At 53.3% G+C, this 12,178-nt stretch carries 12 protein-coding genes; 8 read left to right on the plus strand and 4 right to left on the minus strand.

Features of this window, described 5'->3' with window-relative positions; all coding sequences use genetic code 11:
- Positions 1-374 precede the first annotated feature (374 nt).
- Complete coding sequence (locus WMP96_RS10880) at positions 375-611, plus strand: hypothetical protein (RefSeq protein WP_239208907.1); 237 nt, start codon at positions 375-377, stop codon at positions 609-611.
- A 415-nt stretch (positions 612-1,026) separates the two neighbouring features.
- On the opposite strand, the gene WMP96_RS10885 is transcribed toward WMP96_RS10880, so the two are convergent.
- Positions 1,027-1,743 carry a Rha family transcriptional regulator gene (locus WMP96_RS10885; protein ID WP_301732197.1) on the minus strand — a complete coding sequence of 239 codons (717 nt, stop codon included), beginning with the start codon at positions 1,741-1,743 and terminating at the stop codon, positions 1,027-1,029.
- A gap of 440 nt (positions 1,744-2,183) precedes the next feature.
- Here WMP96_RS10885 and WMP96_RS10890 point away from each other — a divergent pair, with 440 nt between their 5' ends.
- The 7 genes from WMP96_RS10890 (at position 2,184) to WMP96_RS10920 (ending at position 7,630) form a co-directional block, all read left to right on the plus strand.
- Positions 2,184-2,633 (plus strand): helix-turn-helix domain-containing protein, encoded by a 450-nt coding sequence (locus WMP96_RS10890; protein WP_239208903.1) that lies wholly within the window; start codon positions 2,184-2,186, stop codon positions 2,631-2,633.
- Entirely contained in the window at positions 2,623-3,039 is a 417-nt protein-coding gene (locus tag WMP96_RS10895) for an ImmA/IrrE family metallo-endopeptidase (RefSeq protein ID WP_340433427.1), read from the plus strand. The genes WMP96_RS10890 and WMP96_RS10895 overlap by 11 nt, the downstream gene beginning before the upstream one ends.
- 14 nt (positions 3,040-3,053) lie before the next feature.
- Positions 3,054-4,142 (plus strand): type I restriction enzyme HsdR N-terminal domain-containing protein, encoded by a 1,089-nt coding sequence (locus tag WMP96_RS10900; protein WP_239208899.1) that lies wholly within the window; start codon positions 3,054-3,056, stop codon positions 4,140-4,142.
- Positions 4,143-4,352: 210 nt separating this feature from the next.
- Positions 4,353-4,727 (plus strand): ImmA/IrrE family metallo-endopeptidase, encoded by a 375-nt coding sequence (locus tag WMP96_RS10905; protein ID WP_324291890.1) that lies wholly within the window; start codon positions 4,353-4,355, stop codon positions 4,725-4,727.
- 810 nt (positions 4,728-5,537) lie between these two features.
- Positions 5,538-5,954 (plus strand): hypothetical protein, encoded by a 417-nt coding sequence (locus tag WMP96_RS10910; RefSeq protein ID WP_340433434.1) that lies wholly within the window; start codon positions 5,538-5,540, stop codon positions 5,952-5,954.
- Between the two features lie 182 nt (positions 5,955-6,136).
- Positions 6,137-6,451 (plus strand): hypothetical protein, encoded by a 315-nt coding sequence (locus WMP96_RS10915; protein ID WP_023021029.1) that lies wholly within the window; start codon positions 6,137-6,139, stop codon positions 6,449-6,451.
- A gap of 78 nt (positions 6,452-6,529) precedes the next feature.
- On the plus strand, positions 6,530-7,630 hold the full coding sequence (locus tag WMP96_RS10920; RefSeq protein ID WP_239208756.1) for a tyrosine-type recombinase/integrase: 1,101 nt from the start codon (positions 6,530-6,532) through the stop codon (positions 7,628-7,630).
- A gap of 139 nt (positions 7,631-7,769) precedes the next feature.
- Here WMP96_RS10920 and WMP96_RS10925 read toward each other — a convergent pair whose 3' ends face one another.
- The 3 genes from WMP96_RS10925 to WMP96_RS10935 all read right to left on the minus strand — a co-directional run bounded on the left by WMP96_RS10925 (position 7,770) and on the right by WMP96_RS10935 (position 11,858).
- Positions 7,770-9,143: an NAD-dependent succinate-semialdehyde dehydrogenase gene (locus WMP96_RS10925; protein WP_340433437.1), complete on the minus strand. Its 1,374-nt coding sequence runs from the start codon at positions 9,141-9,143 to the stop codon at positions 7,770-7,772.
- Positions 9,144-9,241: 98 nt separating this feature from the next.
- On the minus strand, positions 9,242-10,447 hold the full coding sequence (locus WMP96_RS10930) for an oxygenase MpaB family protein (protein WP_340433440.1): 1,206 nt from the start codon (positions 10,445-10,447) through the stop codon (positions 9,242-9,244).
- 43 nt (positions 10,448-10,490) lie between these two features.
- The gene (locus WMP96_RS10935) at positions 10,491-11,858 is read right to left on the minus strand and encodes a DUF2236 domain-containing protein (RefSeq protein WP_340433443.1); all 1,368 of its coding nucleotides are present in this window, start codon (positions 11,856-11,858) and stop codon (positions 10,491-10,493) included.
- Positions 11,859-12,178 lie beyond the last annotated feature (320 nt).

Below are 12,178 nucleotides of genomic sequence, written 5' to 3' on the forward strand. Positions count from 1 at the left end.
CGCCTCACGGTGTGTGAGGCCAGTGCCGCGCCCAGGACTTGCACCCGGGGAGTAGCTCATTCACGGCCTAGTGTTTTACGTCCTTGGTGGTTCCCTCCCGCTTACGGCGGGGTTCCTGCCTGTCGGCTTGGCCAATGCTTCACGGACACGTCAACGTGGTTCTTGGCCCAGTATCTTCTATCAGGACAATTCACTAATTCAGTTCTCTGTACAGCTCGGGTCTTTCGACCCTGTGCGCTACCGGGGCCACGCTCCCCGGGCGGACTACCTAGCGCTTAAAGTCCCGTGACGTTATTAACGGGTACTGATACACCCTCGATATGACGAAAAGTGACGATATTTCAGCGCCTGCTGAGTCGGGCTAAAATAAACTCATGGCAATAACTGCACTCATAAGCGCAATAACCGGACTTGCCGCACTACTACTAGGAATCAAACAATTCCAACACGCCCGCCAATACGACGGCGCACACCAAATAGCAATGGGCTTCAGCAACTACGGAACCCCCACCATCGCCTCAGGAATGAAAGAGCCCATTGACGAAATCGAAATACAACTCCACTACCAGGGCTTCCAACCCCTCTACGGAGTCAAGATGTCCCTCCTCTGAGACAATGGCGAACACTGGGACCTCTACCCCGAGACTCAGCTTCAGCCTGGAGAAAAATTCGGCCCGAAGGTTCTAAAAATACCGTGTAGCGACCTGGATAAAGTACACCTACATGTCGCATGGCAGACTCCACATCCTGCCATTCTGAAAAACAAGAATCGGTATCAAGCACTCCGGATGAACCTGGCTCAAGAGGCTCAACAATGGCGATGGCGTCCATTCGAACACCTCCATCGGCGCCGGCACTCGCCACTCGGAAAGTGGAAGGCAATTCATAATTCCCCAACCGACCAACAGAACTTCCCCGGCTGGCCCCACGGCCCCGCAGCCAAGACCATAGACTGGTAAACATCAACAACACTCCTCTAAACGCATTCGACCAATACCGCCCACACACGTGGCTTTTACATATGCGCTAGGCGTAGTACTCATCCCACACCTGCTGCATCAGCTCCCGGTCGGCCTCGGTGTAGCCGTTAACCTGGCGCACCTGACCGTTAGGCAGGGTAAGGTCATACTTTTCTGGTTCGCGTCCCTTTTCCAGCGTGTACAGTGCCTTCATGCGCTTGCCGAACATCGGCGCCACGGACTTCATCTTCTTGTTGGACAGGTTCTTCGACTTCAAAAAATCCGCCGTGTACAAGGGCCGAGTCTCCGGGTCCAACTCCGGCACCTCACCCAAACCACGAGCGAGTACAATCCTCGCCTTCGCCTCCAAATGGTCAGGATGAATCAAACCCTTCGCCGCCTGACACAACTCCATCCGCATCTGAGACTCACGCATCAAAGCGTTAATCTGGTGCTCGGCCTGTACCAGTTGATTTTCCATAGCCACAAAGGCCTTAATGAGGTTCTTCTTGAAATCAACCACTATCGGCGTATTGCGGAACAGGGTCATTGCGAACATCGCTTGCTCACGATTCAGGACCGCAATGTTGGTCTTTTGCGCTCCGCCTGCGGTTTGGCGGGTTCGCGTTTCAAACGCGACCCTTCCAAACTCTTCGAAGTCTGCTAGGTTCTTACGAATCGTTTCCAGTACGTTCTTGTGCTGAATCCCAACGCCGCTGGCGATAATCTCCGAGGTGGTGGTTAGGGTTCCATCATTGTTGGCATGAACCAGTTGGTTGTCCATTGTGATACTGTCCTTTGTGAGTGGTATTTTCCTTAGGCTTGGTGTTCCAGCACCGGGCCTTTTCTATGCGGTGAGTGCTTCTAGGTCGTCGGCTATGAGGATGCGTTCTGGCCTAGCGCCGAGGGCCGCGAGTGCTTGAAGCACGTCTGGTTTGGGTGTTCGTGTGCTTAGTGCGCGTCCCCAGGTTGAGCGGGACACGTTGGTGCGTTGTGTTAGTTCGACTGTTGAACCGATTCGGTTTATTTTTTTAACGCGTTCCACTTCGTCCAGACTGATTAAGAACTGAGCCATTTTGTTTCCTCCTTTCACTCGGTTGATTTAATATTGAACCACTGTCCGCATAATGTCAATAATGTGATTCACTATGGGGGCACTCATTTAGCGTTCGTAAAGGCAGGAATGGGTTGCGTGCGTCAAAATTGACTCACTAAGATGTAGACATGATTGATTACCGGGACTGGTATAAGTCCGCAACAGGACAACGCGTAACAGCAGAAACAATTGGCAAACTCATCGGAGCATCACGCCCGACCGTGACTCGCCGCCTCACCCAAGACGGACTCACCGCTGACGAAATAATCAAGGTCAGCCGAGGACTGCACGTAAACCCCATCGACGCGCTAGTAGACCTCGGACACGTCACCGAAGCCGAAGCCATGAGCCACCTAGACAACAACGGCAAACTATTGGACACCACTGAGGACGGGGAACTAGCCATCGAACTGGCACGTCGTCTCAACCCCGCTACCCGCGCTAATGAGATAGACGAGCTGGCTTCTCGTCGTGCGGGTGCCCCCGTGTCCGATGATGATGATTCAATGCCGTTGAGTGCGGTTGCTTATAGCGGCCCGGACGAAGACGCGGAAAGGAATGATGCGGATGACGATTAGCGCGGTAGAGCTGCACCTCCTCGCGGAAAGCATGGGCGTGCAGCTACAGCGCCACTCGGGCGGGCGCCCCGGCTGGTACGACCACCACCGACGGATAATCAGCACTCGACGCGGTCAATCCATCAGCCAATACAAAAGCGTCCTCGCCCACGAACTCGGCCACGCACACTACGGTGACACCCCAACCGGCAACGGCCACTATGACCAACGACAAGAACAACGAGCCGACAAATACGCCGCCCACCTACTCATCAATCCAGCCGACTTCGAAGCCTCCGCCATATGGCACCAAGACTGCCTACCAGCCATAGCCGACGACCTCGAAGTCACCCACCATCTGCTAAAAATATGGATGGAATTATTCCAAAGTGGGAAGTTAAACTCCCTCACCTACGCAAACCTTTAACCCCGAAGGAAACCATGAGCATCGACCAAGCCGTACAATCCCTATCGAGCAAAGTGCAAGAGCTCAAGCCCATAATTAACACCGAAGAAGCAACTAAGACTGCACTTATCATCCCCTTCATCAGCACAGTGTTGGGATACGACGTCACAGACCCCCGTGAAGTAATCCCCGAATACACCGCAGACGTGGGAGTTAAAAAGGGAGAAAAAGTTGACTTCGCCATCAAATCGGGAGACGACTTCCGATTCCTCATTGAGTGCAAGAAAATAGGCGAACCACTCAACCTCGGGCATGCCAACCAACTAGTCCGCTATTTCAACGTCACGGACACCGAATTCGCCATCCTCACCAACGGGGAAGTCTACGAATTCTATGCGCAAATAGACGCAGCAAACCGCATGGACGAAAAGCCATTCATGACGCTGGACCTCGCAAACGTGGATGCCCGTATCTTCCCCCATCTAGAGATGTGCACAAAGTCTCGCTTTGACTCGGAAACAATAGCAGCTTCCGCAGAACAGCTGAAGTACATCTCCGAAATACGAAAAGTACTATCGTCCCAATTCAAGGAACCGGATTCCGATTGGGTAAAGCTGATAGCAAGCAGGGTCACGTCTCGCAGAATGACCACACAAAACCTACAAATATTTACTCAGCTCGTTGAAACCGCCCAATCACAATTCCTAAAAGATGAAGCCAATAGGCGGCTACGTTCTGCGCAGGACTTCGACGAAGCTTCAACGCCGAGCTATCAAAGCGTAATTGAAACACAAGAGGACGAGGAACCAGAACCTGATTCCGATGGAATCATCACCACCGAAGAAGAACTTCAAGCATTCTCTATCATTAGAGCTATCTGTTGCGCCGAAGTTCCGGTAAATGATGTGACGCTTCGCGACGCGAAAAGCTACTGCGCAATCCTCTACCAAGACAACAACCGGAACCCAATCGCCCGGCTCTACTTCGACCGCAGAACACCTCGAATCGGCATCTTCGATACAGAGCGAGACCAAAACTACTTCGATCTAGACGAAATCGAAGACATCTACAACTACGCCGAACTCCTACAGCAAAGATGCCGATTCCTAAAAGAAAATTCCTAAAGCGGGCCAACACGAGAGGACAGACAGCACAAAAGACACCTAACAGAAGTCATCAAAAAATAATCGACACTGACCCCAGGGGCAAAGGAATTCTCGACCTAATGTCTTACTCCCATTCGGGAACCCAGCCTGATCCATCACGAGTCAGTGTCTCTAAGTCAGACAGTACCTCGTCTACGCATAAACAAACAACCTTTAACACGCCAATGCTTGACGCCCGTATCGATGTGGCGCAAGCCTGCGGCTACCGAATCCGGTGGCATCGTGGTGGGCCGAAAGCAGCATGGATACCCCGCAGAAACACCATCACGCTCCGCCTCGGCATGGACGATGCGCACCCTATGCTCCCTCGCCCACGAGCTAGGCCACGCGCATTATGGTGACCCTCCCGGCCACCACGGCGCCCATGAAATCCGCGCAGACCGCTTCGCAGCCCGACTCCTCATCAACCCCACCGAATACGCCACAGCAGAAGCAATCTACGGACCACACCCAGCCGCCATCGCAGCAGAGTTAGGAGTGACCGTCAATATTTTGAAATCATGGCAACAGCTGTACACAGCACTAATGGTGAAAAGCAGTTAGCAGCAAAAGGAGGGGCCATGAGTTTCACAAACTATGCCCCTCCTCTTTTACCACTATCCCAGATAGAGCAGAAAAGGCCGCCGGATGCCTTTCTACAAGGATGAACTACGTAGCCCCAGCGGCCTTTCCTAGACCCGCCGCTAAAGTACAGAAGGAAGGCGGCGGGACTTAGGGTAAGAGTGCCCTAAAGTCAGCCAGCGTAAGAATTCTGACCGACAGCACTAAGCCTAGTATTACTAACTAAAAATAGCGACATCTCTCTCTGTGAAATTGACTTCATACCACAGGAAACAAATCCATACGCAGGATATTCAAAGTAAAGTATGGCCCACCACAATCAGAGGAAGTTAGCCTAGTAAAACGTAAAAGGCCGCTAAGAGTGCAAGGGGTACCAGCACTACTTAGCGGCCGCAACATGAGCTACTTTTCTACATTAATACAACCAACGTAGAAAAGATCAGGAGAGCGGAATCGAACTCTCAACCGGCCAGTACGTACATCCCCAGCCGGTGTCGAAAACACTAGCCGACTAAAGCTAACCCCGCAACCATTATTCAGCACGACATCAAATTAAAGAACTAGGCGAACTACTACAACCGACTTACCACCCTCATACCAAGAATTTAATGTAAGCGTCAACACTAAACACTTAGGAGTTCACCGAGGCCATCCATGGGCGCCTACACGCTTCGACCAAGCCCTCCCATTTCAGTTCCTGTGCATTCCACCACAAAACCTGACTTTTACTTTAAAATAAGCTAGCATTCCTTTTTGCGTGCTTAACACCCCCATACGACTCAAGGAGACACAATGCTACGCAAGGCAACCATCGGACTGACCACCTTGGCCATCGCCACCACCACCGCCATCGCACCAGCAATGGCAGACGACACCGTCACCTCTGAAACTACCTCTGCCGACGCTGTCGCCACCACCGAAGCCGCCCCTGAACAAAACGACGCAGCTTCCTCCAAGCTCGACAAAGAAGGCATCCACGCCAAGTTCGAGGAGCTCTCCAGCAAGCACAAGGAAAACAAGCAAGACCTCGACGCTAAGCACGAAGAGCACAAGAAGAACTTCGACGCAAAGCTCGACCAGCTCTCCAGCAAGACTGAAGACTTCAACGCTAAGGTCGATAAGTTCGTCAAGAACATTGACTTCAGCAAAATCGAGGACGCACTGAAGGTCGTAGAAAAGATCATCGTAATCGCCGGCAAGCTCGCCTAACACGCGTCTTTCAACTCCACCATTGCCTCGGGCACAACACTAGTGCTCAAGGCAATTTTTTATTCCCCCATTCACCTCAAATTTGTGCAGACTGACACAAAAGAATGCAGTTTCCCCGCACAGGCACTACCCTTCTTACTGGGTAAACCTACCCTGAAAGCACCCCCCGATAAGGAGACACAATGCTACGTAAAGCAACCATCGGCCTGACCACCTTGGCCATCGCCACCACCACCGCCATCGCACCAGCAATGGCAGACGACGCAGCCCCCACCAAAGAAACCACTGCAACAACAACTACCACCACAGAAGGCAACTCCTCTCAGCCAGAGAACGCCAAGCACCAAAAGAAGGAAAAGACCCCCGAAGAAAAGCTGCAACAAGCAGAAATCGCTGCCAAGCGACTCGATAACGCTAAGAAAGGCATTGAAGTAACCAAAACCATTGTTGAGATTGGCCTCAAAGTCGGCGAATTTCTATTCCCAGTAGCCGCATAGCCCTATCTCTCCACCGGGCCCCGGCAATCCACAGTATTTGGATTGCCGGGGCTTTTATACAACACAAAGATCTCTATCATGTCTTCAATCAAGTCTTACAAGACCGCAAAAGGAAAGTCCTGGCGGGTCCAGTACCGCGACCCAAACGGCACATCCCACACAAAACGAGGATTCCGCACCAAAAACGAAGCGCAAGCATGGGCCGACAAAAACGCAGTCAATATACGCGAAAACGACTGGATAAACCCCAACGCCGGCAAAATCACCATCGAACAAATGGCCGTCCCATGGCTCACGAACATCACCCACCTCAAACCAAAGACTAAATACGACATGCTCGCTATATGGCGAAACCACGTGAAACCACAATGGGGGAACCGCCAAATATCAAGCATCAAACCATCAGAAGTACAAGTCTGGGTCTCATCACTGGACAAATCAGCCTCACTCGTACGACAAGCACACGCCGTACTAGCCCAAATCCTCGACTTAGCGGTAATGGACAAAGCCATACGCAACAACCCAGCCCGAGGAATTAAACTACCCCGCAAAACCGCCGCAAAAAAGATATACCTCACCGCAGAACAACTCGGACTACTCGTTAACGAATGCACTAAGTACAAAGAACTCGTATGGTTACTAGGCACCGTGGGTCTTCGCTGGGGCGAAGCAGCAGCCCTCAGAGTCCGCGACGTAGACGTCACGCGAAACCGAATCAGCATTGAACGAAACGCCGTCACAGTAGGCACCGAAGTGGTTATTGGCACGCCTAAGACACATGAGGTACGCGAAGTGGCTGTGCCGGCATCGGTGATGCGGATGCTTATACCGGTAATGGAAGGTAAAAGCCCGGATGAGTTGTTATGGCCGCGTCGTGATGGTTCGCCGATGAAGCCGCCTACGCATGGCAAGTGGTACTACAACGCGTTGGATAGGTGTATGGATAAGTACCCGGATTTTCCGCGTGTGACTCCGCATGGTCTTAGGCATGTGGCCGCCGGGTTGATGGTGTCGGCTGGGGCGAATGTGAAAGTTATCCAGCGTGAGCTCGGCCATTCTTCAGCGGCGATGACGCTTGATATTTACGCTGAATTGTTTGATGAGGATTTGGAGGCGGTGGGCAGCGCTGTGGACGAAAAGATTTCAGATGTCGTCAGGTTGTCGTCACGTAGGGCTTGAAGAGGGTGTTTATGCAGGTTAAATAGGGTTTAGGTCACTGGTTCGAGCCCAGTTGGAGGAGCAAAAATCCCGCTTAGCTTTGCTAAGCGGGTACTTTTGTATTGAGCCCTATTACCTCTGAGCTAGAACGGCTTGTGGCCTAGTCGTTGATGTACAGATACTGCTTATTTACGAACTCATCTAGGGCAAAGACAGAAAGTTCGCGGCCGTAGCCGGAATTCTTGATTCCGCCGAAAGGCAGCACTGGGGAGAAGTACTGTCCTAGGTTGACGTGGATCATTCCGGTATCGATCTGGTCAGCCACGTTGGTGGCACGCTCGGTGTCCTCAGAGAAGACGGCGCCGCCCAGACCGTAGTTGGAGTTATTGGCTAGCTCCACTGCTTCCTTTTCGGAAGAGACCTTATAGATTTCGGCCACAGGGCCGAAGAACTCCTCATAGTAGGAGTCGGAGCCTACGGGGACGTCGGTAAGCACGGTTGGCGTGTAGTAGGCCGCAGTCTCATGCAGCTCGCCACCGGTACGGATAGTGGCACCATTGTCCACGGCACGCTGGACCTGCTTGTCTAGGTTCTCTGCAGCGCTGCGCGAGGACATTGGGTAGTACTGGTTATCCGCTGGGCTGGAAGGATCACCTTGTGCCATTCCCTCGGCGATGCGCACCATTTCATCAACAAACTCGTCGTAGATATCCTCCATGACGATGATGCGCTTATTGGAGGTGCAGGCCTGGCCGACGTTCTCGATGCGCTTGACCCAGGCTTCCTCAGCCGCCTTAGTGATATCGGCGGCATCGAGAATAATATACGGATCAGTGCCGCCGAGCTCCAGCACAGCCTTCTTAAGGTTGCGGCCGGCGATTTCCGCAATGGCGGCGCCGGCACGCTCAGAACCAGTGAGAGAAACACCTTGGACGCGCGGATCAGCAATAACGTCCGCAATCTGGTCATGATCGGCATATAAATTGATGTACACACCCTCGGGCAGGCCCGCCTCGCGGAAGATCTCCTCGATAGCAGCGGCGGACTTCGGGGTAATTTCGGCATGCTTTAGCAAAATGCAATTGCCGTTCATCAGGTTCGGTCCGGCAAAGCGGGCGACCTGGTAGATGGGATAGTTCCACGGCATGATGCCCAGGAGGGAGCCAACGGGAAGGCGGCGAACCACGGCCTTTCCGCCGGGTACATCGACTGGCTTGTCTTTATTGTGCTCTGCCGCATTATCCGCATAGAACTGCAGGATATCGCCGGAGAAGTTGATCTCCCACTCCCCTTCCGGGGTGGCCTTGCCCATTTCTTGGGCCTCAATCTTGGCTAGTTCGCCCTTACGCTCCTTAAAGAGCTCAGCAGCACGGGAGACAATCTTGGCGCGCTCGTCAATTGGGGTCTTACGCCAGGTTTGAAAGGCCTCGTGAGACTTGGCTAGTGCATCCTGGATCTGCTCGTCGGTAAAGGTATCGAAGGTTTCTGCCACTTCATTTGTGGCGGGGTTGGTAACTGCGTAGCCCTTAGACATCGGGACTTCCTTCCTATGGGGTGTTGATATTGATGTACATCGCGAAGGCATTGTGCCTGTCACAACAGTACGCGACTTTTGTTATCCATGTCACCGATTTAAGCGCCGACGGCCATCGAGCCGTCCTTCATTTTCACGCCCTCATCCTGCTTCATGTAGGTGGCATCACGGGTAAGCATCTGGCGGACCATGTCCTCATTCTTCTGGATTTCCGCCTCGAGGGCTTCTTTGTCTTGGCGCAGCAGGTCAAAGCGCTCTTGTACTAGTGGGGCTTCCATCTCCAGGATGGGCTGCATCACCGATTTCGCCACGCCGCAGGCATCAGCCACCTCATCGCCGTGGATGATGCGCACGTGCGCAGCGGTCCAATCTGCAAGTGTGTCTTCTGGGAAACCAGTGAGTTCCCTAGCATTGACAACGAAGCCAGACATCAAGGCATCGACAAGCTGGCGGGCAGCCTCGTTAATCTCGCCGTCGACGGCATGGATGGCGTCCATGGTCTCCTGTGAGGCCTCTACGCCATCCTCGCCGCGGAAGAGATCGGGACGGATTCCCAACATGCGGCCGACTATCTTCCACAGGTAGAACACATCCTTTTCTTCTTCCGCGGTGAGCTGCCAGCCCATGCGGCGCAGCCCGGCATAAGGGATATATGTGAAATCAAACCAGGTGCGTAGCATGTCGAATTCACTAATCGGCGCACCATACTCGGAATAGTCCAACCCCTTGCGGTTATGTACGCGGCGTACATGAGCGTGAATCGCGCGCACCATACCGGTATGGACAAAGCCCTCCCCTCCTGGCTGCAAAGCATCCGGCAGGTAAAGCGAATAGGTCCAATTTGTGGTGTAGGCAAGGCGCTTGACTGCACCGTCAGTAAGCTCGCCGGTGTTAACCAAAAGGTCAGCGATGGCCGGGGTAGCATACGTATGCACCAAGGAACCAGGGCCCAACGCCAGACCGTGACTCAACGGCGGTATGGATAGGTAAGTGCGGCGACCGCGCTCAAGCTTTTCCGCGTCTAGACCCGCAAGTGCCTTGGTCATATCCTCAATCAATGCCGCTACCTCAGGCAGGGTATTGTCATCGGCGGTGCCGCGAGCTAAGGCCTCGCGCAGGTTGGGCATGATTTCCTTGACCGTATGACCGCTGGTGAATAGGGCGTCTGCCACGGGATCCATAGCCCAGAAGGCCTCTTGGTAGCGGTCTACGCGCTGCGTGCCATACTTGGCCACAAATTCTTCGCGGCTACCGCGGCCGGCCGGCCATTCATTTACGGTGCTCAACGGTGCTGGTGCATTCATTGTGGTTTCTCCTTATAGTCTGGTGAGAGTTGGTGAAGTCGGTTTAGCTGCGGGCTTCTTTCGAGTCATCGTGCAAGGTGTAATCGGACTTGGTATCTGGTTCGTTCTTAGCGATGTAGTCTTTGATCACCTCCGTCACCGCAGTCCAAGGGGGCTTGCCGTTATTGGCTCGCTTTATCCTGGCCCTTTTCGCGCCTGGCAGCTTGTCCCGAATTCGGGCCGCACGAGCTTCCGCTTTAGCGGCCGCCTTGAAGAGGATGGCCCAAGGCCTAAAGTTGATCTTTTCCCAGCGTGTGCCCTGCACCATAAACTTGGTGTCTTTCTCGCCGCAGATGGTAGATAGTGCGCCAAGGGCAACGTGCGGCACGAGGGGGTTGAGGCTTTCCAGGATGGACATCAGCGCGGTAGCCACACGCTCGTGGTAAGCAGAGGAATATCCGCCATTGCCATAGATATAATCAGTCATCTTGCGCATTTCATCGCCAGTTTTAGGAATAAGGCGCTCCTCCGCTCCCATCATGTAGAGGATGTATCCCCAATACTGAGCCACGTCATCCCACTCCTGGCCGCTATGCGGACGGCCAAAGAACTCGTCGATTGCAAGCGGCATCATGCCAAACCAGCCTTCTCCAGAGACGAGGAAACTGGAGCCGATTGGACGCCCGAACTCGTTATAGTGCTCCGGACCCCACATCTTTTCCAATCCGCGGTTTGCCTGGGCGGGGAGCAAACGCACGCGCACCGCCGCCTTGCGCCCCTCACCAAAGCGCTCGAAAACGTTCTTCTTTCCTAGATCCACAAAGAACTGTACAGTCTCAATAGACCGTTGCATGGCTTGAAACTCAAACATTCCGGTCTCGCCTGTGGCCGCTGAGGTGCGATCCTCCAACGTAGTTGCCCAATAAGCAAAGGCGATAGCAAGAATCTCTGAGGTGCGGGTGACGTTGTAATAGGCTACGCGCCCGCGTTCGGCGGCCTCGAGATCTAGCCAATTTGGGATCCGATCTATTTCCTGGAAAAACTCCACCAACTCAGGGGCAGGTTCACGCACAGTATCGATGCCCTGATTTAGCGCCTGCTCGAATTTCTTCCGCGATTCCTTCGCACCATCGCGACGGAAGGCTTGGGCAAGCTTCTCACCCACCTCGTCGGTTTGCCACATGTGGTCATCTAAAAGGCGGGTTTGCGCTGTACCGTAGCCCTCCCAAGAATCTTCCACTGAGTGCCAAGAATCAAAAATATTATGGCGCAGCACGGACCAGCTCGGGGTGGGGGTGCGCCGCTTAGGTGCCGGGCGCAGCGGCATTCCATCGCGATAGAAGTAGCGGAAATCTTCATAAGGATTATCGGACATCGGCAAAATCTCTGGCTGCGTGGTTTCGCTCGCCAAGGGCTTGGTGGGAGTTGACATTGCAGTGACTCTCTTTCTTAGTTCAAGTGTCATGCCACACACTGTTGAACAATGTGTGCTCTAAATCACTGTTGGTGCGTAATGGTTATCGTATAGAGGGCCGGATCGCACCGCAACGGGACCCGCAGTGGTTTGCCCATTTTGCTTTGCCTTAGACTTTCAAAAGTAGGTAAAAGGTCTCGGACTACACTCCCCCACCACGAGAAATAAGACGAGTGGATGCGCCAAAAGATTTTTAAATTGGAAGTGTTCACCCACCCATGTGGGTGTATCAAACACGGTCAATTGGCGCGAGATTGCCACATGAGTGACATGGAGCT

The organism is Corynebacterium sp. KPL4035 (assembly GCF_037908325.1).
Taxonomy (GTDB): domain Bacteria; phylum Actinomycetota; class Actinomycetes; order Mycobacteriales; family Mycobacteriaceae; genus Corynebacterium; species Corynebacterium kefirresidentii.